Here is a 24,627-nt window from a genome sequence, read left to right as displayed (position 1 = left end):
GGACTATCAAAAAACTTAGGCCAGTTTATCCGTCGCTACGCGGTAGCGAGGGTCTTCAACCACGTTAATTTCAACAAATTTGTCGGCCTTGCGAAGCAGTGAGCGACACTCGTCACTGATATGGCGAATATGTAGCTTTTTACCTTGCTCTTCGTATTTGTCAGCAAGGGTATCTAGCGCATCGATACCTGATGAATCCCAAATACGTGAGTCTTTAAAGTCAATAACCACATCGTTAGGGTCGTTGGCGATGTCAAACAGGTCTTTGAAATGCGATACCGAGCCGAAGAACAGTGGACCGTCTAGCTCGTAGACTTTCCAACCGTCGTTATCAATATGGGATCTCGCTTCGATATGACGAGCGTGTTTCCAAGCAAACACCAGTGCTGAAACGATAACACCTACCACAACTGCAATAGCCAGGTCAGCAATAACGGTAACGCCCGTTACTAGGAATAGCACAAAGGCATCTTCTTTGTTTACGCCGCGAATAATTCTGAATGACGCCCACTCAAAAGTAGCGATAACTACCACAAACATAACGCCAACAAGGGCAGCTAGAGGGATCATTTCAATTAGCGGTGCAGCAAAGAGAATGAAACCTAACAGTACAACCGCTGCCGTAATACCTGATAGTCGACCACGGCCTCCAGAGTTAATGTTAATCATACTTTGACCAATCATGGCACAACCGCCCATACCACCAAAAAAGCCGTTAACGGTATTTGCAACGCCCTGACCAACACACTCTTTGTTGCCACGTCCGCGGGTGTCTGTCATTTCATCAATTAATGAAAGAGTAAGCAGTGATTCAATCAGACCCACCAAGCAAAGAATCACTGAGGTAGGCAGGATTATCATGAAGGTTTCCCAGGTGAACGGCACCATAGGAATAGCAAAACTAGGAAGTTCCCCCGCTAGCGTTGCACTGTCGCGCTGGTCAGCAGGTAGCAAATCACGAACAAAGTCGATTACCGTGCGTGCTTCTAAGTCGAGACCGTGCACTAACAAGGTGACCGTAACAATCGCTACCAGCGACGCTGGTACAGCTTTGGTTAGCTTTGGTAACAAATAAATAATGGCCATGGTTAACGCTACAAGCCCTAGCATCCAATATAGCAGCGTACCTTCCATCCATTGTAACTCACCGGCTGCATTAGTCACTTTGAACTGGCCTAATTGCGCCAGGAAAATTACGATTGCCAAACCATTTACGAAGCCTAGCATTACCGGATATGGCACCAGTCGGATAAATTTCCCTAGCTTGAAAATACCGCACATTATTTGCAGTAAACCCGCCAAAATAACCGCGGCAAATAAATACTGCACGCCGTGTTGGGCAACCAGTGCCACCATTACAACGGCCATGGCGCCGGTAGCACCAGAAATCATTCCTGGGCGGCCGCCAATAGCGGAAGTGATCAAGCCCATCATGAAAGCCGCATAAAGACCAATCATTGGTTCTACGCCGGCTACAAATGCAAATGCTACGGCTTCAGGGACCAGGGCAAGCGCCACGGTAATACCTGATAGCACGTCGTTTTTAACGTTGCTGTCTTTACTGGTAATTAAATCGAACATGTTCTCTCAGAGGCTAAAATGTTTAACACAACAACCCACCGTGGCGTACACCGCGCTAAAGCAGTACACCAAGTAGGCAGGATGATTTTTCGGCGATTCTAACACCAATGTAGCTTAAAATCTTTTAATAGATTGTTACTAGGGCCTGTTGATCTTTGATGTACTTTAAAGAAAGACAGGTCCTAGCCCAAACTGCTTGGCGCTGACGTGATAAGCACAACGTTCTTTACCCTTTCCAAATGCTGTGAGCGTTTCAATTTTTCGTACACGGTCAGGGCTTAATTTAATAGCGAATGCTGACAAATCGCATCGTACATGGCATCGTATAATGGTTTTTATTAACCGCGTCGTTCAATGCGCTTCGATTTTTAATACGGGGCTACGGTAAGACGTCGCTGTAAGGCAAAAGCCTTATTCAACGAGGAGTTAAAGTGGTACCTTATATTCTGACTATTTTGTGCGTGCTAGTGGCAGGCGCTATTCATTGGATGTCGCCGAAGGCTTATTGGAAAGCCACTATTATGTCGACCGCCGTTATTTTACTATTTTCTGTGGCGGCATTGTTTATCTTTAAAGCATCGGGAATGCTGGTTAGCGAGCACACTGGCGAGAATGCTGACTTTTCTGGGCAAATGCTAACCATCACCACAATGATCGCCTTTTTCGGTTTTTTAATTTCACTGTTTGTCGGCTGGTTTCTTCGCGTAGTCAGAAACTAATCTGGAAAGCAAAACCACATATTTTGCGAGGCCGCACCATTTTGGCGCAGCCTCTTCCCGCTCGACATCATTCACCTTCCCGTCCCTCCGATAAGACCACCTTTAGTAAACGTTCCAGCCTCACCATATGCCGCTAATTGTCAGCACTTCGAGCGCTTTTGCTCACTCTAACGTTTATCTTCATTAATTCTAATAAACAGGGCACAAGTGTTGCTTGTTATTTAAGTTGAAGAATGAAGATTTTCAAACATTGTTTCCGCATAAAAAACAATCATAGAGATAAAGGCGAAACGTGTGTACCAACAAGCAGCAGGCCTTAATATGCTTCACGAACCTGAACCGACCATTGCGCTTTGTAGCGACGCCACTAAGCGCTTTTTGCTAGCGGCCAAGCACGCCGAAATAACAGTGCTTGAACAACTATCTAGTAATTGTCGAATTGTAATTGCCGTTCGAGAACTCATTCATGAATTGCAAAAAGAGCGTGGGGCCAGCAATATATTTCTTGCTTCAAAAGGTGAGCGTTATGCCGCTGAGCGAATGCAGTACGTCAGTGCTAGCGAACAAGCAGAGTCAATGTTGAAAAGCCACTTGAAATCTCTCTACCTGACAGATGAGATCAACACGGGTAATCCGCGTTTGTTGAGCAGCATAACGCTTGCTATGCAGGCGACGGACTACCTGCCAAGACTGAGAGAACAAGTAAGCAAGCAGCTGCTGACACCACTGGAATCCACACGAGCATATAGTCGCCTACTTGCCAGTTTACTTACGGTTATTTTTGAAGCGGCAGATATTGCAAGCGACCCAACAATCACCCGCCTATTGGTTGCGCTTTTCAATTTTATGCAGGCAAAAGAATACGCTGGGCAGGAGCGGGCGTGGGGTGCTATTGGTTTCGCAGAAACTCATTTCGATGTTCGCCTTTGTGAAAAGCTGGCCGCGCTTCAGCAAGCCCAAGAGCATCATTTCAATATATTCTGTGAGTTTAGTTGTAAGCCGCATAAAGATGCATTAGACGCGTTGAACAAAAGCCCTGCTGCACTAGATATTACACAGCTTAGAAATATGATTGCGCAACTTGGTGACGGCAGTCCGATTGCTGGGGAAATATCGGAAGTTTGGTTTGATGTTGCGACACGTCGAATGGATGCTATGCAGACTATCGAAGTGGCGCTCACTGAGGCCCTTACTCAGCAAGCTAACAGTAAAGTAGCCGATGCAAAAAATGAGATGGCCAATCATCAACAGTTACTTACGCGCTTCAATGACGAACACGCCACTGATGGTTCACCGCTTACCTTATTGTTCGATCCAAGCATGCCGGGCTTAGCGGAAGATACAAAAGAAGACGAGATTAAAACGCTGTCACTCAATGAGCAAACTAAAACTCTATCGGCCCACCGCTCTTTTTACGACTTACTGCGTTCACAAGCCCAGCATATAGAAGACATGGGGCGAGAGCTTGAAGAAGCTAAACGTGCAATTCAAGATCAGAAGCTGATAAGCCGAGCAAAGCTGGTAGTAATGGAACAATTTGGCCTAAGCGAAAACAACGCGTATCGCCGACTGCAAAAACAAGCTATGAGCGAAAATACAACTATAGCCACTATTGCCGCTAAAATAGTAGATATTACTACGAAAAATTCAGCCGTAAGGTAAGTAGAAACTAATACTGATTATGCAATCTCCAGTAGCGCTGCTGTCACTTATCAGCAGCTGCCACTACAATTTTTTTATATCAACCTATCGCCCTATTTCAGTTCGAACACCTGCTCAACTGGGATAGCAAAATGGGCAGCAATTCTTAGCGCTATAACAACCGATGGTGTGAAGCGTCCTGTTTCCACGGTACTAATGGTTTTTCTGGAAACACCAATCGCATCAGCTAATTCTTGCTGAGAGATTTTATGTTGCAATCGGAGCTTGTGAATGTGGTTATCTAAATCTTCATTCATCTAGGTCTTCCTCTCGCAGTTTCCACAAAATGGATGTTCCATGGGCGGCCGCGGCTACACCGAGCAATACTTGAAGTGCATTGGTAATTCGATAGGGAGCAATTAATTCTACAAACCACCTGCTATCCCCCCAAACAGCGAGAATCATTGTGCCCAAAATTAGTATATGACAGGTAACGCGCAAGCTAAATGAGCTGACATAGTCTACGTATTCATCGTCAAATGTTAGTGTCCAAAAACCCAAATGAGATATATTTTTGGCGAACTTCATTGATTTAATACCTAACACTACACAATAAACAACACTCGCTAAAGACGCTAACCCTAATGACCAGTAGATAGCTGAGTCTGTATCGTTAATCATAGCTAATGCGGCTTTGACTAAGATAAAGAACGCTAAGGCGAGACTGATTTTGCCAGTTATCGTTAAATACTCTTGCTCCGTCTCTGGTGGTACTAAAATCGATGTTGCCATTTTTAAATCCCTTAATAATTAACGGGCATTGATGCCGTTTGAAGCTCTCTGCGATTTAATATTACTTATGATACCTAAACGGATCATATGCAACCTTTAGGTATCAATGATACCCTAAGGTTACATAACTGCAAGTTTTTTATTCAACTTCAGCGTTGCGTGCTTGCTATAACTGTATTTCCCAGCCAACTTTTCGGCAATATATGTAGAGGAGATACGGAGATAATTGTTTATTTAGCAATGCTTTACATATTGCATAGGTGCAGACAAAAACGACTCTTTGTTATGCAGAAAAATCTCAATAATGGCTTTATTCCAACACAGAAAAACCTGAAACATTTAGGCTTGATGCGCTCAAATGCGTACTGCTTTCCGATTACCTTTGAACCTTCAGCAAAGGCCACACATCAAGCCAATTTTTAGATGCAAGTCGCTTACTAAAAACATCGGGTCTTGGGTATTGTGGGTTAATACTTATGGTGCCTGAGAAGTTTGTTTCCAAGCCAAATGGTGCCAGTACGTCTAAATCATCATTGGCTAAAAGGCGAACCGCTACGCAAGTCTCACGTTCTATCCAATATGAAATGGCTTCGTGGCAATTTTTGTAGGGAGCGTGCACGTGCACTAAGTGCATACGCGCTTGATTTTTAACTTGCCAATTAGCTTGGGGAACCATACGCGCTAACTCGCGTTCAATGGCTTGTTCTTGTGCTTTTACTTCTGATTTGGTAGCTGCCAAACTTGGTGAGTAAACTTGTGGTTGAGGTGCTAATTCCAATGCATTATCGGCACTCACAACACTTTGCGGCGGATTAATTCCACCACTAAAGTAAATCACATCAATATCGTTAAGCGGAGTCGGTGTAGCTCTTTCGTGTAACGCATCCCATATGGCATTTCGAACAAATCCAGCACCAATGTACCCTTGCGGTAAATCGAGCGCTCTTAGAGCACGAAGGCAACGCACTCGAAACGGATCCCGCTTGATAATGTCGCCTAGCCGTTTGAGAACTTGCACGTCTAACCTTCGTCTTTTATACGCAGTTTGCGTTCCCACTTGATGATATAAAAGCAAAAGGCAGCCATACTGCCACCAGCAAACCACCCAGCAATAATATCGCTAGGCCAATGCACGCCTAACAGTATACGGCTTAAACCAATGCAAAATACGAGAAAGGTGGCTGCCACGTAGATCCACACTTTTACTGAAGCGTTTTGCGTAAAGTACGTTAACAAATAGGCTATATAGAAATAAACAAGCGTAGATAAGGTAGCATGTGCAGAGGGGAAGCTTTGTGTATACACACTCACACCCTGCATGGGTAGCGGAGGGCGCGGCCTGTCTATCCCTACTTTGAGTAAGAAGGTCGTTGCGATCCCCACGGCAACAGCAATCAAAAAAGTCAGTGCTTTTTTCTTTTCACCGGCCATCGCCAAGGCGCCGGCAACTGAAATCGTTGCAAAGATAAGCGCCGTATTACTGCCTAACGCTGTGATATCGCGAAGCGCGTCTTCTTTCCAACCCGATACATTGCCTGCTTCGCTAATTACATTGAATAACGCATTGTCAAACGCAGTCAGCACGCCCATGTAAACAAACAGCATCATGAGCAAAAAGCCAGTGCCAAGCAGTAAAACCTGAATAGCTGGTGTTTTAATCATATTTAAATAAGAGGCTAGCGCGCCGCTGCTTTTCGTTTCACTTTTTGTCATTAATCTACTTCCATTTAGTACAATAAGCGCGTTATTGGTCGTGCTTGCTACCACCTAGGCAGTTCGGCGATACCTGAGATTGTCCACCTCGCGCTTCCCACTCTGCAGGCGTATACGTATGAAGTGCCAACGCATGAACTGGCCCCTGCAGTGCATCGGCCGCAAGACCGTTAATTTCTCTGTGTCTCGCTATCAAGCGCTTACCATCAAAAGCATCGCTCACTACCGTTACTTTAAAATGACTTTGCGCCCCCTCTGGAACATTGTGCATAAAACTTTCATCTACAACCTCGAGATAACTCGGCTTAAGTGCAGCTTCAATCGTAGTTTCCAGAAACGCTTTTACTTGCATTTGGCTTACCTTGCTCTTTGAATAAGATGTCGGAATGTAAGGTTAATTCTACCACCGATAGACTTAGCCGTCTTCGCAATACCGTGCACATAATGACTTTGTGTTGTTCCTGCCATAATTAATACACTGCCGTGCTCAAGCACCTGTGTATGCTTTTCCTTTGTTTCCTTATGCTTAAAAACAAAGGGCCTTGGTTCACCTAAAGTGACGGATGCGATAACCGGGTTTATACCCAACTCAGGCTCGTCGTCTGAATGAAAGCTCATGCTATCTTGCCCGTCGCGATACCAGTTCGCTAACACGCTGTTGAACCTTGCTTGGTACTGTGAAGCACCCGATTTTTCACACAGTTGCTCACAGCGCGCTTTGATGTCAGCAAGGCTTTCAGTCCAAGGGTTCGGCGACATGGTTAAATTTGAATAGGTGTAAGTACACTCGGCATCACCGTGCCAGCTTTGAAGCCGAGGGATCTTTACCGGCTTGCCAAACAGTTTAATCGTATCCTGACGCCAGGGTAACTCTGCCTGTAGCTTTGTAAAGAAGGTATCAGCAGCCTCACGAGATAGCGCATTCGGAAAATAGGTGACGTCGCCTTCTACTAACGGGAGCTTATAAGACGTACGCTTGTCTTCAGGCGTGTCGAAAAGAGAAAATTGCATGTGTAAGTGAGAGACTTCCTTTGGTATTTAGTAATCGCTATCTAGATAGCGATTGACGGTGCCAATGCCCCTGTAGAGCTTGCGTTATAACGCCTTGTTTTCTATGAATACGCATACTTTTCCAGTGCGGATTGCTCTGCTATCGTAAAGTATTCTGTTTTATACATGGTGCATTCAATATCGAAGAATAACGGGTTATTCGCTAGAGCCAAGTGGTTGATATGATAATATAGATATTAGCACGTAAACTGAATGAGCATTCCCTAGTAGATAATGCTTTGAGCCTTCTCTAAAAACAGACCCCAATGAACACAGAATTTATTTTTGCCGACCGACAATTCTCGCTGATTCGCTATCCTGAAAAGCACCAGCACATTAGCCTTCAGGCGTGGGATAGCGCCGATGAACTTGTTATAGAACACATTGAGACCTTATTAAGTGAGGCGTCGCTTTCAATTGGCAGCGGTGAAAATGATGGCTCAATGATGATCTTTAACGACGATTTCGGCGCGTTGGGTTGTTGGTTTTCGCACTTAGCACCTTACTGGGTATCTGACTCCTACATCTCTTTGCGTTCATTATCTGAGAATTTAAAAGCCAATCATTTGTTAGATAATGTAGAGACCAGTGATAACGGTGACTTGCCAACAGCGCCGCTTAAAACGTTAACCAGCGTACAAAGCTTGACGTTTAATCCAGGAAAGTCGCCGAGTCTTGTTGTACTGAAGGTGCCCCGCGCCCTTGCACTTCTTGAACAACAGCTTATTGATTTACAAAAATATATAACGCCTGATACACGCATTGTCGCGACGGGCAAAGTGAAGACCATCACAAAATCCGTACTCAACCTGTTTGAGCGATATATTGGCCCCACCACCACTTCCCTTGCCAAAAAGAAATCAAGGCTTGTGTTCGCTTCGCCTCGTAAGTCACTAAAACTTGCAGACTCTCCTTACCCTACGCGCTGGCAGTGTAAAAGCACCATGGGCACAGAGCTTACTATAGATAATCTTGCCAACACATTTGCTCGACAGTCGCTGGATATTGGCGCGCGTATTATGCTTGAGCACATGACGGTGAGTGCCAATGACGTGGTAGTAGATTTAGGCTGTGGTAATGGTGTACTGGGTGTAAACGCGCTGTCTCTCGCTCCTGATGCCAAAGTAATATTTGTAGATGAGTCCTATATGGCACTAGAAAGCGCTCGGCTCAATGTGCTAAACAACTTTCCGGATAAAATCGACCAGTGTGAGTTTGTGGCAAGTAACTGTTTAGAAACACTCTTAAATCGTGAAAATAAACCTGCTGTTACCAAAATTTTGTGTAACCCGCCATTTCATCAACAAAACGCAATCACCGACCATATAGCATGGCAAATGTTCACTGATTCCCGGGACGTACTCATTAAAAGCGGTCACTTAGTGGTGGTGGGTAACCGACACCTCGACTATCACATTAAACTTAAAAAGTTGTTTGGTGGTGCTAAGGTACTTGCGAGTGACAAAAAGTTCGTTATCTTAGGCACTGCAAAACGATAAGCGCGAATTAAGGAAAACACTTAAAGGCATTTTTATGAAGAAAATACTTTTATCTCTGCTGACCGCCATCATGCTAATAGACAGCAGTTCACCCGTTATGGCCAAGAAAGACGATGGGTCTCAGGTTCAGCCCGATAACTATTACCCAAGGGTGAAAATAGAAACCACTATGGGCGATATCGTGGTCGAGCTAGACAGAAGACGCGCGCCAATTACGGTAAATAACTTTCTTCGTTATGTGGACAAGCGAGCCTATGAAGACACGATTTTCCATCGCATTGTGCCCGGCTTTGTTGTGCAAGGTGGGGGCTATACTGCTGACTTCGACGGCAAGTCGAACTTTCCAGATATCTTCAATGAGTCTGGTAACGGTTTGACCAACGATCTGCACACCATTGCAATGGCAAGACAAAGTGACCCGCATACCGCAAACCGACAGTTTTTCTTCAATGTGAATGACAACAGCAGCTTAAACCCAGGAAGAGACTGGGGCTACGCGGTGTTTGGCGTGATTGTGGAAGGCGAAGATATTGTTGATGCTATGTCGGAAGTAGAAACTGAATACTCCATTCGCCTTAACGCGAATAACGTACCCATTGAGCCGATCATTATTAAAAAGGTGACTGTTTTACCACCGTTGTAATGATTACGTCTTTCAACAACGAGTCTGTAGAAAAAGCAGCCATGAGCATTATTGCTTTATGGCTGTAACTCCAACCTAAACAAGTGCTGCTTTGGGAAGGTTTTATCGAAGTAAAAGCCCTGTTTTTTAAACCCTAACCGCTGCAATAGCTTCTGTGAAGCCATATTTTCTGGGTGCGTCATCGCGGTTAAAAAGCGATATCCTTCAGACGCTGACCACGCAATAACACATTGACACGCCTCATAACATATACCATTGCCTCTTGCTTCAGGCAACATGGCGAAGCCCAAATCTGGACATTCAAATGCAAAGCGATTAAATAGACCACAAACTCCTAGAGGCTGTTTTGTGTCATTTAGCTCAACCGCAAGTAAACCATACCCCCACTCTTCTCGTTGAGCATTGGTTTTTCCAATGTAGTCGCAGGCATCGTCTAACGTATTTACATTTTTACTTCCAATGTACTTAAGCCACAGCTCGTCTTGTTGTAATGCCAACACCCAGTATTGATCATCAAACGCGAGCGGTCTTAAAGTAATTCTGTCGGAGGTTAAAATTGATGTTTCTGTATTCACATTAAATTCTCTGCCTAAGGGCGTCTGTTACTGCTAAAGCTAGCGCTTCGCTAAAATTCTGTCTATATGCTCAATAGTTTCATTACTTACTTTCGCCGCGCGCGGGTATTTGGGTTGTGCTCTGTCGTTCACTCTTGGGTGCTCCCAAAGCGACGTATGTATTACAAATCGCTCTGCCTCTTTGATGCCACCATGTTCTAAACAACCGGCCATACAAGTATCAATATAAGTTTGGTTAACCGGAAATGCTTCGCTTGCTGGCTCGCAAGCTAGTGTTTCACAAATCCAGAATGTGAACTGCGAGAATCGCTCGTTTAACGCATCTGTTACCTCACCTTGATGAAGTTGAAAACTAAGCGCTTTTGGGCTTACTTCCACAAACCTATAGTCTTTTTCCCTCTCCTGTAAGGCAGGGTTAATTTGCGTGGGAATAAGCTGAGCGTTTAACTGACTATGAGCGTTGGCTACAGCGCCTACATAGGTTTGCTCTTCATGAATACTGCGCGTCACCCAAGCCCGTTCGAACCCAGATACGGTTACAGGGATCCCTTTCGTGAAAATGTTCGAGTAGCGCTCTCGACTGTCTTTACTGAGCAAGCTTCCATAACCTAACACCATGTGTTTTTCGGTTTGCATGCTTAACCAATTGGCTACTTCATTCATTTTTACCTCTACTTCATTGCTGCTTAAAGAATACCACCTTAAGCATGCTGGTCGTTGCTGCGTATTCTCGCTGGAAAAATAAACTGTACTTGGCACTTTTATCCTAGCGTATAAACAACAAAGGCGGTGTAACAAGATACACCGCCTTTGATGTTTACAATAACGTTGTTGGTTAAAACAACGCTCTCACACCCATAGTAAAGTTTCTACCTGGAAGCGGTGCTTGGTCTTTTAAGAAAGATGTATGAACACGGGCTTCTTCATCAGTCAGGTTTTCACCACGGGCGAACAATACCCAGTCAATGCCTTGTGTGCCAAACTCATATTGCACGCTGGCGTTAACCAAGGTGTAGCCGTCGGTTGTGGTTTCGAACGACGCGACTTCGTTTTGGTCGTCGTACCACGTAAAGCCAACATCGGCACTTAAGCCATCGTTCACGTAGCTTAATTCACCACCAAAGCGCATTGGCGGGGTGCGTGGTAGGTTGTCATCTTCTATTTCAGCACGAATATAATCACCAAACACGGTTAAACGTAACGTATCTGTTAGATCAACGTAGGTTTCTGCTTCAAAACCCCAAATGTCAGCGTCAGCCTGCTGGAAGTAATAGATTGGCAAACCTTCTTCATCACCGTGCTCGTCATGCCCGTGTTCGTCGTGCTCACCTTCCTGCTCCTCTTCCTCATGATCATCGTGCCCTTCGTGTTCACTGAGCGCAATTAAGCCTGTGCTTGTTTGGAAGATATAGTCATCTGCCTGATTGTAGAAGAAAGACGCACTATAGCCCCAGCTACCGGTAAATTTACGGAAAGTAATATCCAGGTTGTTGCTTACTTCTTCTTTTACGCCTTTGAGCGTTTCTTCGATATGACCTTCTTCATCCATATCAAAGACTAAGCCCACTTCGTAACTTTGGGTTGCTAGATGTTGGCCCGCAGAGAAAAGTTCCTGCTGGCTAGGCGCTCGCTCACTGCGCGATAATGTAATTGCGATGGAGTGACCTTCTTGATATACCCAGTTAGCACCCGCTGACAGTGACAAGCTGGTAAAGTCGTAGTCAGGGAAGTTGAAAGCAACAGCATGCGCTTCATGTTCTTCTCCTTCATGCTCTTCATCGTGCTCCTCGCCATCATGCTCATCATGTTCTTCATGTAAAACGTCAAGTTCCACTTCGCTGGCATCAGCGTCTAATGTCGTTCGCTCTAGTCGGCCACCAAGCTCAAAGGTTACATCACCTACTTTCTTTTGTTCTATTAGATAAAGTGCGTAGCTTGATGTTGTATTAGCTGGGGTAAAGGCTTCCTCACCTACTGCATTGTAATCGCTATGATTAAACTGTAGCCCAAATACGCCGTGCCAGCCGTTCACTTCTTCATGGTAAGCTGATAAACGAATATCACTCGACTCATTAGTGAATACCGTGCCTGGCTCACCGTCTTCAATTTCGGCGTGTTGGTAATCGGTATAAGCTGCCGCAAACTTTAGGTTTGTTAAGCCACGTACTGGGGAGTGCCATTCACCTGCTGCTTGATAACGGGTCATATCTACGTCAAGTAACACGCCTTCTTCAGTGTGTTCTTCAAGATCATGGTCTTCGCCCTCATGCTCTTCGTCGTGTTCTTCCTCACCATGAGCATGACTATGACCAGGTACGCCATATTTGTTATCGAGTTGTTCAACCGCGAAACCGAAGTAGCCTTCTTCGGCCACGTAAGATAAACCTGCAACGACGTTACGCGTCTGCATTGCGCTGCTTTCTAGTACATCATTTGGTTCGTCTTCATCGGGGTCAATAGAGGCAAAGCCCGGAATATCCGCATTGTCTGTATCGCGATAAAAGCCATCAACATGCCACACAATATTTCCGCTTCCGCCTGTCACATCTGCACGGGTGTATGAGCCGTTATTCACAGTGCTGTAGCTCGTTTCAGCTTCGCCTTCTACGCCGTCTATCTGATACTGCGGAATACGTTTATCGACTACGTTCACCACACCACCAATAGCGCCACTGCCGTATTGAAGCGTTGCGGGGCCGCGAAGCACTTCTACCTGCGTTGCGCTTGAAAGCGTGGTGGCGACATTGTGATCTGGACCTACACGCGATACGTCCGATACATCCAAACCGTTTTGAACAATCTTTACTCGAGGACCATCGTTACCGCGAATAACCGGGCTACTTGAAACCGGGCCAAAATAGGTGCTGTGCACACCAGGCGCGTTTTTAAGGGTTTCGCCTAAGGTTGGTGCTTCTATTTTACGTAATTTTTCAGCACCAATTACGGTCACTGGCGTAACAGATTCCAGTACTGATGATTGAAGCGCATTGGCAGTAACCACGATATTTTCGACGGATGCAGGCTTTAAGACGAAGTCTACATTTTGATCCGTATTAACGTCGCCTAAGTCGTTGTCACCATGAATGTAGTTTGAAGAGTAAACATGTAAATGAATATGTGGCTGCTTAACATCGTCAAAACGGTAAATACCATTTGCATCGGTGTATGCTACACGGCGGCTGCCTTCAATTTTTACTTCAGCCCCTGCAACAGGTTGCCCTGCCGTGTCGGTGACTTTTCCCGTTACTGTGGTGGCGTACACAGGCGCACTTAACAGCCCTGCTATGGACAAACTTAGCAGCGAACGCATTTTCATGAGTATTCCTCTGAGGATGTTATAACATTATCTAGTGATGTTATAACATTTTTCAGCATTGGCTTACTTATGTCAACCGCAGGCTACCGTGACTTTCCTCTTATCTAACGTAATTTAATGTTTTGTGATCATTTATGCGCAAAATCGCCGCTTTTCACTCTTACAACCAATAAAAAAACGCTATGCTCTGCTTACCGTAAAGCTAATCACTTCTTGAATATGTTTTGCGTTAGCTTTAAGCATAAGCAGCCGGTCGATGCCCAGGGCCACCCCCGCACATGCTGGTAGCCCTGCGTCAAGCGCGCTTAGAAAATTTTCGTCGATAGGCTTTGTGGGTAGGCCATTCTCTTTGCGCTTCTCGTTATCATTTTCAAAGCGCAGCCGTTGCTCTTTTGCTGCACTTAGTTCATTAAACCCGTTAGCGAGTTCAGCGCCTTGGAAATACACCTCAAAGCGTTCGGCAACGCGTTCATCAACAGGACTTAACTTGGCAAGCGCCGCTTGAGAAGCTGGAAAATTGTAAATAAAACACGGTTTTTCGCTACCAATTTTAGGCTCGATAGCATAGCTGAATAACAGTTGCAATTTGCTGTCATAGCTTAGATTTTGCGGCGTATGAATATCTATATTCTGCTCTTCCATCGCCTTTAGCAACACGTTGTCATCTGCACTTAACGGGTCAATATTTAAATAGGTTTGAAAAGCTTGCTGGTAAGTCATCTTATCGGCCGAGGCCGTGTTTAAGGTTTCTTGCAATAAGGCGTCTACTTCATCCATTAGCGCAAAGTGATCGAAGCCCAAGCGATACCACTCTAACATGGTAAATTCTGGATTGTGCCAACGCCCTTCCCCCTCATGGCGAAACGCTTTACAGACTTGATAAATACTCCCGCTATCAGCACATAGCAATCGCTTCATGGCGTATTCAGGCGAAGTTTGAAGGTACAACTTGGTCGGTCTACCTGATGATGCAAAGTTAAATTGTATGTCAAACCCATCTAGATGCTCGTCGGTAACCGTACCGTTAGAAAGTAAAGGCGTGTCAACCTCTAACACATTTCTTGCGTAAAAAAACTCACGGATGGTTCTAAGTAATTCTGCTCGCGCAACTCGCGCTTCATGAGTGGTAGTAGGTTGCCAAGATTGCATGTGTTCAAACCTAATAGCAGTAGCTAAAACAAAAAACCGGTACACAAAGGCACCGGCTTTATACGTAAACAGAATGCGCTATATGCGCTTAATACCAATCCGCATAGATCATTGCCCACTCAGAAGGCGCTGGCAAGCTTCATAGCGAAGCGTGGGAATGCAGGAATGGTTGTTCCCTTTCAAATTCCCAGAATGAAGCTAGGAAGCTTGCCAGACCTTCCCGAAGGGCGAGTTTAAAATGTCCGTACTCTTTGTTGTGTCACCTTGATGTAGAACCACTATACCTACGGCAACACGCCGCGATTACGAACATTTTAACTCTCGCTGAGTGGGTAATTATCTATGCGGACTGGTATAAGATATTATTTTTGTGCGCGAGACACGTATTCGCCAGAGCGCGTATCTACACGGATAACTTCGCCTGTTTGAACGAATAGAGGAACGCGAACAACTGCACCAGTGCTAAGCGTTGCTGGCTTGCCGCCAGTGCCTGCTGTATCGCCTTTAAGGCCAGGATCAGTTTCAGTGATTTCAAGCTCAACAAAGTTTGGTGGCGTTACTGTGATAGGTGAACCGTTCCACAATGTAATGGTGCAAACGTCGTTTTCTACCAACCACTTTGTATTCTCGCCCACTGCTTTTTCATCTGCAGCGATTTGTTCGAATGTATCGTTATTCATAAAGTGATAGAATTCACCGTCGGTGTACAGGTAGGCAAGTTCCGTATCCATTACGTCAGCGCCTTCTACTGTTTCACCTGAGCGGAAAGTTTTTTCTAAAACTTTACCTGAAATAAGCTTGCGGATTTTTACGCGGTTAAACGCTTGGCCCTTACCCGGCTTTACGTATTCGTTTTCTAGAATGTTGCAAGGTTCGCCGTCCAGCATGATTTTCAGGCCGCCTTTGAACTCGTTAGTGCTGTAATTAGCCATAATTCCTCTGTCTAAACATAAGGTACAAAAAGTTTCGTGGAACAAATAATACCTAAAAAACCGATTTCTGTAGAGCATAACTGGCAAAAAGAATTAGCAAGCAGCTTTACCGATCCTGCAAAGCTGTTGCAACACTTAGGTTTAGACCAAGAAAAATACGCTCAACACATTAAAGCACGTCGACTTTTTCCTATGCGTGTTCCACGACATTTTGTTGACCTGATGGAAAAAGAAAATCCCAATGATCCGTTGTTTTTGCAAGTCATGCCGCTCAGCGACGAATTTCTAACGTCACCGGGCTACAGCGAAGACCCTCTCGACGAGCACGATACCGCAGGCAAAGGCATATTGCATAAATACGATTCTCGCGTGTTATTGATGGTTCGCACCGGCTGTGCGGTAAACTGCCGCTACTGTTTTCGCCGCCACTTCCCCTACGCCGACAATGCCGTAAGCAAACATCAATGGCTTGATGTGCTTGAATACCTTCGAAGTAATAACCAAATCAATGAAGTGATTTTTTCAGGTGGAGACCCGCTAATGGCGAAAGACGATCATTTATCGTGGTTAGCCAACGAAATTGCCACTATTGCCCACATAAAACGCCTGCGTATTCACAGCCGCCTCCCCGTGGTGCTGCCTGAACGAATTAGCCATGACTTTATTGAATGGTTTACCGTATTGCCGCTTCAAAAAGTGCTTGTGCTGCATGCAAACCACGCGAATGAGATGTCAGAAACGTTAAAATCTCGATTAAATGCGTTGCGAGAGAAAGGTGTAACTCTGCTCAATCAGTCGGTATTACTAAAAGGCGTGAACGATTCCGGCGTTGCGATAAGTAATTTGAGCGAAACCTTGTTTGAGGCAGGTGTGCTGCCCTATTACTTGCATGTGTTAGATAAGGTGCAGGGGGCGAGTCATTTTTATGTCAGCGATGATGAAGGTCGTCAAATCATGGAAGAAGCGATAAAGCGCCTGCCGGGCTTTTTAGTGCCAAAACTGGTGAGAGAAATTGGCGGTCAACCCGGCAAAACGCCTATCGACTTACATTTGCATCCGTAACTTACACGTAGGTATCGATGTTGGCGCCTAACGCGGAGGTTGAAGATGACGGTTTTGGTACGTCAGCGGCTGATTCCAGCAGCTGAAGCGCCGCTTGTCCCTCTTGTTCTTGTCGGCTTTTAGCTAACTTAAGAGAGGCCAACTCAAGTGACGCACCGGACGTTCCAGAGGCACTAGTACCTTGTAGATCCATACCATTTTCCTTTGTTGCTTGTAGCAAAGTAAAAAAATGGGCAGAATTGCCCACCCTTACGGCGTGTTGTCTATTACGTAACCTTCAAGCCGTTTAATGAGCAACAGACTTCGTAATTTACAACTGACATAGGGTTATCGGCCTTGAAAGGCGAAACTTTAATCACTATTTACCGTAATGCGTTATTAAGCGTACTACATTATTGGGCGGAGCATGAATAATAGTGACGCCAGTTACACAGACATTGAGTGTACGGGTAACACGTACACCGGATTACTTTAGAAACAAAAGGCATGACCATGCAACAGAGCCAAGAGATGCAAGCTGTCCATCAACAACTTCAAGAAACACTTCAAACGCTGCACCGCAAAGCCGTTGATGCCGACCAAGTTCTGGATAATTTACAGCGCGATCAAAAAGGTAAGTTTGCAGCCGTATTCGCGGATGACAGTGGGTTTAGCACATCCGCCAAGCGTTTTGGCCCGTATATTCAAGAGATTGCGAATGACTGGCAATCGCTAAAGGAACTGAATGAAGATGCGGCCAAACAAGCCCTAGCGCCACTGGTTAAGAAGATTGAGTTGGCACTAGTGACCATAGCACAATTTCAGCAGTCTCTAACTAAAAGCTAGCACTTACAAAAGATGTAAAAACGAAAAGCTTGCTTATTTGCGGGCTTTTTCGAATTAGCGTTTCACCTAACGCACTTACGCCTTAACACTTATTCTTGATAAAGCGGTAGCAAACCGATCCTACGCTTAATTTCCTTTACTTCTTTTAAATAAGCTTCACTGTCTACCCGCTGATACTGCTCGGTGAATGCTTGCTTACTTAAGCCTTCAGGCAACCCATCAATAGGTGGGATTATTTCAAGTTCACTTTGAATGCGCGCCATCGCGTTTTGTACATCCATCGCGGTGCTTGGATTGGTAGCGACTTTTGCAAACTCGGCGCCCGACATATCTGCCGCTAAATCTACAAAGCTATAGCCCGAACCACCATTGCCGCGGTCCATGAGCTCTTTAAACTCGCCAATTGCCAAGGACATCCCCTGTTCCGCCAGCAGCTCTAATGCAGCAGAAATTATAAAGTGGCGGGCCAAATCGTTGCGTTTGTGTAGCACAGCACCTCTACGTGGCTTTAGCGCCTTTTCGGCATCGGGCTGAATATCACCCACCAGCGTACCAACGCGATGATGTCCCACATAAACCGCTAGCGCAAAAATCACCGCATTATTGTGCAACACGGCATCTTGTGGCGTTTGGCTTTGCTCTCGTGCTCGCGCCATTCCCTCGCGCAGATATTCAATAAGAGATACCGGTCTATTTGATAAGGCGATTTCTCTTCCAGACAAATAGCGCAAATAGTAAGCAGATAGCTGCTGAAGCTCGGTCTGTTCGGTTACCGACATGTTCGATGCCACCACGTTTAATTCGCTTAGCAGCTCATCTAAACGTCCAACATCAAGGGTAAGCTCGCCACGTCTCATGGTCACACGTTCAACCCGAGACAACGCAATGGTGGCTATTTCTGACTGCGTATAAGAGTTTACCGTACGCTCTAGAAACCTTAGTAAAAAACGCCCTGGAATGGTCAAATCGCCAACTTGGACTTGCTCGATACGCAAGCTATCGCCGGGCAGAACAAGCGCTGATGCGTTAACATAATAGCCCGTTTTACCAATAGCGTATGTGACGTTAATCGTACCCGCCAATGGGGTGATATTTACCACCCCTTTAAAGTCAGGTAATGCGCGCTGCAACACACCCACCAAGCTTTCGACTTGCGTTTCGGTGAGCGTAACTTGGTGGCCCTCTTCTCGCCGGGAAAACGCCTGTTGAAGCTGAGCCAGTAGCTCGTTCACACTATCAGCACCATCAAGCTGTGTGGGCGCTGTCGATGCGACTAATGGCGCTTTTTGCACAGCCATAATCGTAACCGTAGCAACGCTTACTACAAGCAGAACAACAATGATGGCAAAAGTAATCAAAAGCCATTTTACGCTACGCAAAATCATGAGAAATCAGCTGTACCTGTCATAATTATTAATAAAAAATAAGTTAGCGCCTCTAGCGTTCTTCGCTGTAAAACAAAGAAAGTTACGCCCTAAAGTGCTGGTTATACTACGTTATCTATTTTCGCGCCACCAGTGACAAGTGGCACGACAAGTCGGTAATTAACCTCCACTGCATTCGCTAAGAAACGAGTTCGCAATTCACCCAATCTTTCAAGCTTGTATACCGCACTGTGGCGCCAGAAAAGTCATGGTGTTTTGACAATTCCGTGGGTATCACAACGCAGGCTAGGTTTGCAGCAAGTGCCGCCGCCATGCCGGTTTGCGTGTCTTCAATTGCCACACATTCACCTGGTATTTTTCCTAGCTTGTCCATTGCAAGCGCGTAACAGTCAGGTGCTGGTTTGCTGTTTTCAACGTCTTCAACGGCAACTACGCAAGAGATATAACCACTCAAATCATACTGAGATAAGGTTTTTTCCACCGACTTTTTACTTCCCCCAGTTACGATGCCAATGGTATAGCCTTTGTTTACACATTGTTTAATGGCTTCCTTAGCAAACGGCATTAAGGGGAAAGCTTGCTTGTCTAAGTAGTCGCTAATGTTTTTGTGTTTTTGGTCTGCCAGCTGCTGTGGCGCTATATCGATATTAAAATGTTCGACGAGATCGACAGCATTTTGCTTTACTGGAATACCCGCCATCACTTCACAATAAAAATCCTCGCTTAGTTCAACATCGTACTTCAGCAAAATGTCTTTCCACAGGTCAAAATGTACGGATTCTGAGTCAATAAGGGTACCATCGTGATCAAATAGTAGCGTTGTGGTTTTATCGCTTACCGCTAACTGCCGTGATGTTGAGGAAACTGAATGCAATGCCAAAATAGATCTCCTTGCTAGTTAAAGTAAATTTCGATTGTGAAAATATATCAGGTGTAATCGACACCGAAAAAACGATAACACCTCTAGGATCTATTGATCTTTGCTACATTGGGTTAATGGTAGTTGGTTTTATGCCAGATCATGCCAGAACAGTGCCAGTCCTGTGGTACACTGAGTCTTTCACGAATTAGAACATTTCCAACGTGGAGTAAATTGGGTGCTTTACCACATACTAGGTTTTGCCAGTGCTGCGCTATTTTTACTGACATGGTTAGGATTATGGTCACAAATTAAGGCCATGACGCGCTATCAAGTACCCGTTCCGTGTGAGAGTGACGATGCCAACCATAGTTTGTCACTGAACCAGTTCGGCTCTAGCTATTTTGCTTTTTTCTCTATTTTTCTGTTCGGTATTTCGGTAGAGCCTTTTAACCACTACTTGGTATGGACACGTTTTGGCGCCCTCATTTTAACGCTCATTATTATTTGGAAAATATGGCTGTACAGGCGCACTACAATATCAGGCTATGTTGCTTTAATCGCGCTGTTTGCCCTTATTGGTGGCACACTTTCTATTGCTTTTCGTCCTTTCCCAGCGCTTGCACAGCTTGGCGCAAATACCTTAATGCTGGTCGTTACCGTTATCTTGTTTCAAGGGTCTCTGCATCAATGGCTTGTACTGCAGCGCAGACAAAAAGTGGGGTCGCTGTCCTTTGCGCTGTTTCGTAATATATTAATAAAAGACGTTAGCACTTTATTGTTTGGCTTAACCATGCCACTAAGCCAAAGCTGGCCGCTGCTTATCTTAAATGGTACTAGCGTAATTATGCGCGGAAGTATTTTATTGCAAATGCACAAACTAAAACGCCGAGAACTTCCCTTGTCAGGGTAGTTTCTCGGCGCTTCCCGTTTATTTCGGATAGAAGGCATCGATTTGTCTAGCTATGCATTTATTTGAATAGAGTTACCAATACAAGCTCCTATAAATAAGCACAAAAGCGACGCATTTCTGCAATCTACAAAGCTATTGATTAAAGCATAAGTTGACAAAATGATAACTTTGCAGGCCGAGTTTTTCAACACTAACAATCTTACGTGATCGCAAGTTAATTCCAAAAAATGACAATTAAGATGCATAATAAAGCATAAGCTGACAACATCTAGATACCTGCTAAGTCGTTCGTTTTCGAGAAACACGCAATGGTAAGGCGATTTCATTCCAATATATAGGAGTTATACTGTCACCAAAATCATTACTGGCTTTTATCTGGCTTTCACGTACTTTTAGAGGTTAGGTTTCAGACCTAATCTCAATAGTATCGTTCAAACGTAAAAACATGTTTTGCTCGTCGCCGGGAAATTTTGGTGTCCAATCTATGTCCAACTCATTCCCCTCATAATGGTACTCAGTTGTCGAAAATACGACTTGGATACCATTTTTTTCAGCCAATGATTTCAGAGCTGCCATATATTGGTCAAGGTCATCGTTGTGTATCTCGTGTTGCTTAGGTGTATCGAGAATTAAGAAGGAGAACGGTCGATCTTCTCGCTTTACAATCAACTCGAACAAGGCGGCATGATAAGCTAATACAACACGAATACGAGTACTGCCTTTAAGCTGAGAGACGTTTTCCGAACCAAGAACAGGTTTAAAGTCGTCAACAAAACTAATGTCTTTACTAATATTTTTTGTTCGCAGTTTGTCAACCCATTTGACTATAAGCTGGCCTAGATTGGAACGCAATTTCATTAATTCTGGACTACTGCTGTTAGAATTACCCATTGCCCGGTAATTTTCATATGCACTGTTACGCTCGTTTTTAACCTCGAAAAGCTTTTGTTCGAGCGATTCTATTTTTTCAAGCTCACTCAGTTGAGATTGCAACTCAAAAATTTGCGATTTCAGCCCTGATATCACTTCTACTAATGCTGAGATCTCGCTCTTTTCAATGGAAGCATTTCGCTCGTCTACTATCGACTTGATAACACCTTTAACTTGAGTGCGTTGTGACTTCAGTTGTTCAAAAACTGCATCGTCAAGCGTACTATTCCTTTCAAGATCTTTAATCTGGTCTTTTAGATAAAGGAGATTCTTACTGTAAGCATCAGAACTTTGCGAGAATAGCTGACAGTTGTCAGAGCCACAGATTTCGCTAAAGGATAAAAAGACCCTTCGAGCCTCTTCATTAAGATTAAGAGTTTCTATTTCTGTTTCGATATCTGCGATGATTCTCTGAATACCAGAGCGCCTTTTCTTTATTCCGGCAATTTCTGAGTCAATATTCCTAATCGTGGTCTTGTGTCCAGCAATGATTCTGTCAAAAACAGCCAAAGTATCATCATGAGAGACACTAGACGTTTTTAACTGCTCCAGTTCACCGTTGAGGCCACTAATTTCGCTTCTTAACTCCTCAGGCTTTTTATTGATCTCACGAGCTTCATGCTTTGCCAAATCCAACTGTTTTTTTAGGGCCTCAACACGCTTATCTTGGTAGTCCAGCAGATCCTTCGCATGCAAACGTGCTTTTTTCTTGTCGAAAGAATTCTTCACGGGCAGACGGAAGACCATTCTTATCATTTCAGACAATTGGTCTTTGATAAAGTTACTTGGTGAGTTGTAGACCTTGCTGTAACCTTCGTCTTGATCAAGATAAAATATGGGAAGTAACGTTGACAAATAAGCCGACGTTGGTTTGCTCTTCACTGTTACCAACTTACTAGTCTCAATATCTAGCCATTCAAATAAGTATGCAGAATAACTATCTTCGTCGAAAAAGCGTTGCTCTGTTCCTGTTGGCTCATTAACCACGATATCAGTATCTTTCGAGAAGAAACGTTTCAGCGATAGCGGGCCTTTTGAAGTTGAAACTTCCAAAACAACGTAGTTACATCGTTCATAGATGTCTTTGCGAAAAACACATGGGTATCCCAAGCAATAGGCTATAGACTGCACTAATGGCGTTTTGCCGCACCCGTTGGGGCCGTATAACTGAGTTATATGACTCCCAAACTCAAGCTTTTCTGACTTCCATCCATTGTTTCCTTTCGGAAAGATTTCGAGACTAACTAACTTCATTTAGTTCCATGTCCAATTGTTTTGATACGCAAATATTCCGGTATGAACGAGAAATTACCTGTAAGTTGTATGCAAGATTGTCATCCCAATCCATAGCACGCTTTACAACTTTTTTTCCTAAATCAGATATATCAACTCGCCCCTTTCGATTGTTTACAATGAGTAAATTTGTGTATTCCAGAAAACCGATGGCTTTGACTGTTCTAATTCTTAGGTTCGCTGACCAACCGACATGTTGAGCTGAACCTTTGAATCCCTGCATACTGGCCTCGATACTTTCACCTACTAACTGGCCTATTTCTGAAACCTTTGGTTTTCGCTTGTCCTTTGCCAGCAATAGAATAATTAAGCTAATCAGCGGTAACTGGAAAAGAGCTTCATTGTCCAGAAGCTTGTCTGATTTCGAAGTCAACTCATCTACTTTTAGCGAAAGACCGTTATCTTCCAGTTGATCAAAAAACGAATCAAAGTTCATATGCTTCCCTTAATAAGCTCTGAAAATACAGCCCCCAGTAAGGCATTGTTATCTAGGTCGTATAAGATATCTTCTTGTGTAAGTGTCTCGTTCAATTGCTTGATAGGGCTACGCAAATCAGCAATGCATAAGCTACCAGCTTGCATTCGCTCTTGTTTAATCATAGTTCTGACTCGACCCAATATTGACTGTAAGTCTATCTCAGGAACCACATGCCTGTTTTCTCTGTACCATCCGTCCCAATGCGTCTTGCAATTTGAACAGTATTTGACTGCCTCTTGTGAGACCCCACCAGATTCCAACATACGCTGGATAATAGACGCGCTCTTTATCGCTTTCCCATCTCCACCATTTAGCAAAGCATAGTAGGCATCTTTAGAAATACTTAGTACTGACAAAAGGTCGTCAATAGCAATACCTGCTTGCTCCTCGATAGCCTCTTTGTTCCAGTCAGTTATTTTACCGCTAGACTTTTTCGATACGAGTTCTAGCAACTTGTTCAAAATTTCTTTGGTTTCCAGATACCCTAGATCGACTTCACTAAACCTAAAGATTTTCTCCTTTGCTATTGGTTCAAAATTGTCATCACCTTGCTTTAAATACTGAACATCTGTTTCAAATTTAAGCTTTGAAATACGTCGCTTTATATCATCTAGGGTCAATTCTTCTGCAATTTCTTCTGGGTAACATTCACAAAACCTATCCAACAGTACTTGTACAAATTTGTTCTCAAAAGCACCGCTCTCAACATCTGCAATCATCTCAGACACTTGGTCACTGTTATGGATGTTGGTTTGAAAAACAACTGTATTGCAGTACTGATCGAAAACAACTGTATGGAGGAGTAGCTTGCCAACGAAGCTATCTTTGATTTTTGCTGTGGATTGCTTTGATTGGTCTTTTAACCTGTCTTTTAGTCCAAATACTTCGTTAAGAGTCCAATTATGGTTGGCCTTACCTTTTGTCTTGACCTGATAGAAAAGATAGCCAATCCCATTTTCGTCAACGCTACGAACTACAAAATCGTCGTGGAGATCACAATAAACACGATCAATGTCCTTATTCTCAAGGATAGAAAGACTCGCGATTGCGGCAGATCTAACTTGTGCCCTGTATCGGCCAAAAGAATCACGACCGTCTTGCTCTCTGGGCTTCTTCTTTTCCAATGCCATGTGCTTTTTATTATCCCTTTTAATGTTGCACTTTTGTATAAACATACCTTAAAGGCAGGCAAGTTATCCACATTGATTTATTTCACATTAAATTATCCAAGTTAAGGCCCATTTAATAAACATGTAATTAATTGTTTAAAAT

25 protein-coding genes are annotated in these 24,627 nt (G+C 44.2%); 7 read left to right on the top strand and 18 right to left on the bottom strand.

Annotation, left to right across the window (positions count from 1 at the left end):
* Positions 1 to 15: 15 nt before the first annotated feature.
* Complete coding sequence (locus V7R42_RS04615) at positions 16 to 1,581, bottom strand: SulP family inorganic anion transporter (RefSeq protein WP_334019036.1); 1,566 nt, start codon at positions 1,579 to 1,581, stop codon at positions 16 to 18.
* Positions 1,582 to 2,012: 431 nt separating this feature from the next.
* Between V7R42_RS04615 and V7R42_RS04610 the strand changes: the two genes are divergently transcribed.
* Both V7R42_RS04610 and V7R42_RS04605 read left to right on the top strand, forming a co-directional pair.
* Positions 2,013 to 2,300: a hypothetical protein gene (locus tag V7R42_RS04610; protein ID WP_014948232.1), complete on the top strand. Its 288-nt coding sequence runs from the start codon at positions 2,013 to 2,015 to the stop codon at positions 2,298 to 2,300.
* Positions 2,301 to 2,621: 321 nt separating this feature from the next.
* Positions 2,622 to 3,962 carry a nitrate- and nitrite sensing domain-containing protein gene (locus V7R42_RS04605; protein WP_334019367.1) on the top strand — a complete coding sequence of 447 codons (1,341 nt, stop codon included), beginning with the start codon at positions 2,622 to 2,624 and terminating at the stop codon, positions 3,960 to 3,962.
* A gap of 92 nt (positions 3,963 to 4,054) precedes the next feature.
* On the opposite strand, the gene V7R42_RS04600 is transcribed toward V7R42_RS04605, so the two are convergent.
* The 6 genes from V7R42_RS04600 to V7R42_RS04575 form a co-directional block, all read right to left on the bottom strand.
* On the bottom strand, positions 4,055 to 4,258 hold the full coding sequence (locus V7R42_RS04600; protein ID WP_025256580.1) for a helix-turn-helix transcriptional regulator: 204 nt from the start codon (positions 4,256 to 4,258) through the stop codon (positions 4,055 to 4,057).
* Positions 4,251 to 4,733, bottom strand: coding sequence for a hypothetical protein (locus V7R42_RS04595; protein ID WP_334019035.1), 483 nt, complete (start codon positions 4,731 to 4,733; stop codon positions 4,251 to 4,253). The genes V7R42_RS04600 and V7R42_RS04595 overlap by 8 nt, the downstream gene beginning before the upstream one ends.
* Positions 4,734 to 5,109: 376 nt before the next feature.
* Positions 5,110 to 5,751 (bottom strand): nucleotidyltransferase family protein, encoded by a 642-nt coding sequence (locus tag V7R42_RS04590; protein ID WP_334019034.1) that lies wholly within the window; start codon positions 5,749 to 5,751, stop codon positions 5,110 to 5,112.
* Between the two features lie 2 nt (positions 5,752 to 5,753).
* Positions 5,754 to 6,446 carry a phosphatase PAP2 family protein gene (locus V7R42_RS04585; protein WP_334019033.1) on the bottom strand — a complete coding sequence of 231 codons (693 nt, stop codon included), beginning with the start codon at positions 6,444 to 6,446 and terminating at the stop codon, positions 5,754 to 5,756.
* Positions 6,447 to 6,477: 31 nt separating this feature from the next.
* Complete coding sequence (locus tag V7R42_RS04580; RefSeq protein WP_334019032.1) at positions 6,478 to 6,798, bottom strand: BolA family protein; 321 nt, start codon at positions 6,796 to 6,798, stop codon at positions 6,478 to 6,480.
* Between the two features lie 5 nt (positions 6,799 to 6,803).
* Positions 6,804 to 7,457: an alpha-ketoglutarate-dependent dioxygenase AlkB family protein gene (locus tag V7R42_RS04575; protein WP_334019031.1), complete on the bottom strand. Its 654-nt coding sequence runs from the start codon at positions 7,455 to 7,457 to the stop codon at positions 6,804 to 6,806.
* Positions 7,458 to 7,762: 305 nt separating this feature from the next.
* Between V7R42_RS04575 and V7R42_RS04570 the strand changes: the two genes are divergently transcribed.
* Both V7R42_RS04570 and V7R42_RS04565 read left to right on the top strand, forming a co-directional pair.
* Complete coding sequence (locus V7R42_RS04570) at positions 7,763 to 8,995, top strand: methyltransferase (RefSeq protein WP_334019030.1); 1,233 nt, start codon at positions 7,763 to 7,765, stop codon at positions 8,993 to 8,995.
* A 34-nt stretch (positions 8,996 to 9,029) separates the two neighbouring features.
* On the top strand, positions 9,030 to 9,638 hold the full coding sequence (locus V7R42_RS04565) for a peptidylprolyl isomerase (RefSeq protein ID WP_334019029.1): 609 nt from the start codon (positions 9,030 to 9,032) through the stop codon (positions 9,636 to 9,638).
* A 56-nt stretch (positions 9,639 to 9,694) separates the two neighbouring features.
* Here V7R42_RS04565 and V7R42_RS04560 read toward each other — a convergent pair whose 3' ends face one another.
* From V7R42_RS04560 to efp, 5 genes are all read right to left on the bottom strand, one after another.
* Entirely contained in the window at positions 9,695 to 10,213 is a 519-nt protein-coding gene (locus V7R42_RS04560) for a GNAT family N-acetyltransferase (protein WP_334019028.1), read from the bottom strand.
* A gap of 39 nt (positions 10,214 to 10,252) precedes the next feature.
* Positions 10,253 to 10,876, bottom strand: a complete 624-nt coding sequence (locus V7R42_RS04555; protein WP_334019027.1) for a gamma-glutamylcyclotransferase — start codon at positions 10,874 to 10,876, stop codon at positions 10,253 to 10,255.
* A gap of 172 nt (positions 10,877 to 11,048) precedes the next feature.
* Positions 11,049 to 13,529, bottom strand: coding sequence for a TonB-dependent receptor (locus V7R42_RS04550; protein ID WP_334019026.1), 2,481 nt, complete (start codon positions 13,527 to 13,529; stop codon positions 11,049 to 11,051).
* Between the two features lie 180 nt (positions 13,530 to 13,709).
* Positions 13,710 to 14,678, bottom strand: coding sequence for an elongation factor P--(R)-beta-lysine ligase (gene epmA, locus V7R42_RS04545; protein WP_334019025.1), 969 nt, complete (start codon positions 14,676 to 14,678; stop codon positions 13,710 to 13,712).
* 362 nt (positions 14,679 to 15,040) lie between these two features.
* Positions 15,041 to 15,610 carry an elongation factor P gene (efp, locus tag V7R42_RS04540; RefSeq protein ID WP_334019024.1) on the bottom strand — a complete coding sequence of 190 codons (570 nt, stop codon included), beginning with the start codon at positions 15,608 to 15,610 and terminating at the stop codon, positions 15,041 to 15,043.
* A gap of 36 nt (positions 15,611 to 15,646) precedes the next feature.
* Between efp and epmB the strand changes: the two genes are divergently transcribed.
* Positions 15,647 to 16,672 carry an EF-P beta-lysylation protein EpmB gene (gene epmB / locus V7R42_RS04535; RefSeq protein ID WP_334019023.1) on the top strand — a complete coding sequence of 342 codons (1,026 nt, stop codon included), beginning with the start codon at positions 15,647 to 15,649 and terminating at the stop codon, positions 16,670 to 16,672.
* A 1-nt stretch (position 16,673) separates the two neighbouring features.
* Here epmB and V7R42_RS04530 read toward each other — a convergent pair whose 3' ends face one another.
* Positions 16,674 to 16,865: a hypothetical protein gene (locus tag V7R42_RS04530; protein ID WP_334019022.1), complete on the bottom strand. Its 192-nt coding sequence runs from the start codon at positions 16,863 to 16,865 to the stop codon at positions 16,674 to 16,676.
* A gap of 299 nt (positions 16,866 to 17,164) precedes the next feature.
* Between V7R42_RS04530 and priC the strand changes: the two genes are divergently transcribed.
* The gene (gene priC / locus V7R42_RS04525) at positions 17,165 to 17,497 is read left to right on the top strand and encodes a primosomal replication protein PriC (protein WP_334019021.1); all 333 of its coding nucleotides are present in this window, start codon (positions 17,165 to 17,167) and stop codon (positions 17,495 to 17,497) included.
* An 89-nt stretch (positions 17,498 to 17,586) separates the two neighbouring features.
* On the opposite strand, the gene V7R42_RS04520 is transcribed toward priC, so the two are convergent.
* Positions 17,587 to 18,882 carry a hypothetical protein gene (locus tag V7R42_RS04520; RefSeq protein ID WP_334019020.1) on the bottom strand — a complete coding sequence of 432 codons (1,296 nt, stop codon included), beginning with the start codon at positions 18,880 to 18,882 and terminating at the stop codon, positions 17,587 to 17,589.
* Between the two features lie 178 nt (positions 18,883 to 19,060).
* Positions 19,061 to 19,762 (bottom strand): HAD family hydrolase, encoded by a 702-nt coding sequence (locus tag V7R42_RS04515; protein ID WP_334019019.1) that lies wholly within the window; start codon positions 19,760 to 19,762, stop codon positions 19,061 to 19,063.
* Positions 19,763 to 19,979: 217 nt separating this feature from the next.
* Between V7R42_RS04515 and V7R42_RS04510 the strand changes: the two genes are divergently transcribed.
* Positions 19,980 to 20,654, top strand: a complete 675-nt coding sequence (locus tag V7R42_RS04510) for a hypothetical protein (RefSeq protein WP_334019018.1) — start codon at positions 19,980 to 19,982, stop codon at positions 20,652 to 20,654.
* A 399-nt stretch (positions 20,655 to 21,053) separates the two neighbouring features.
* On the opposite strand, the gene V7R42_RS04505 is transcribed toward V7R42_RS04510, so the two are convergent.
* From V7R42_RS04505 to V7R42_RS04495, 3 genes are read right to left on the bottom strand one after another with little or no spacing between them, the layout of a single operon-like run.
* Positions 21,054 to 22,838 carry an AAA family ATPase gene (locus tag V7R42_RS04505; protein WP_334019017.1) on the bottom strand — a complete coding sequence of 595 codons (1,785 nt, stop codon included), beginning with the start codon at positions 22,836 to 22,838 and terminating at the stop codon, positions 21,054 to 21,056.
* Positions 22,825 to 23,313: a hypothetical protein gene (locus V7R42_RS04500; protein WP_334019016.1), complete on the bottom strand. Its 489-nt coding sequence runs from the start codon at positions 23,311 to 23,313 to the stop codon at positions 22,825 to 22,827. Before V7R42_RS04500 ends, V7R42_RS04505 begins: the two co-directional genes overlap by 14 nt.
* Positions 23,310 to 24,485 carry a dsDNA nuclease domain-containing protein gene (locus tag V7R42_RS04495; RefSeq protein WP_334019015.1) on the bottom strand — a complete coding sequence of 392 codons (1,176 nt, stop codon included), beginning with the start codon at positions 24,483 to 24,485 and terminating at the stop codon, positions 23,310 to 23,312. Before V7R42_RS04495 ends, V7R42_RS04500 begins: the two co-directional genes overlap by 4 nt.
* Positions 24,486 to 24,627 lie beyond the last annotated feature (142 nt).

Origin of the sequence: Alteromonas sp. S015 (genome assembly GCF_036864485.1) — a bacterium.
In the GTDB taxonomy this organism is placed as follows: Bacteria; Pseudomonadota; Gammaproteobacteria; order Enterobacterales; family Alteromonadaceae; genus Alteromonas.
The sequence above is the reverse complement of the archived record's forward strand: the minus strand, read 5'-3'. Positions and strand labels throughout refer to the sequence as shown.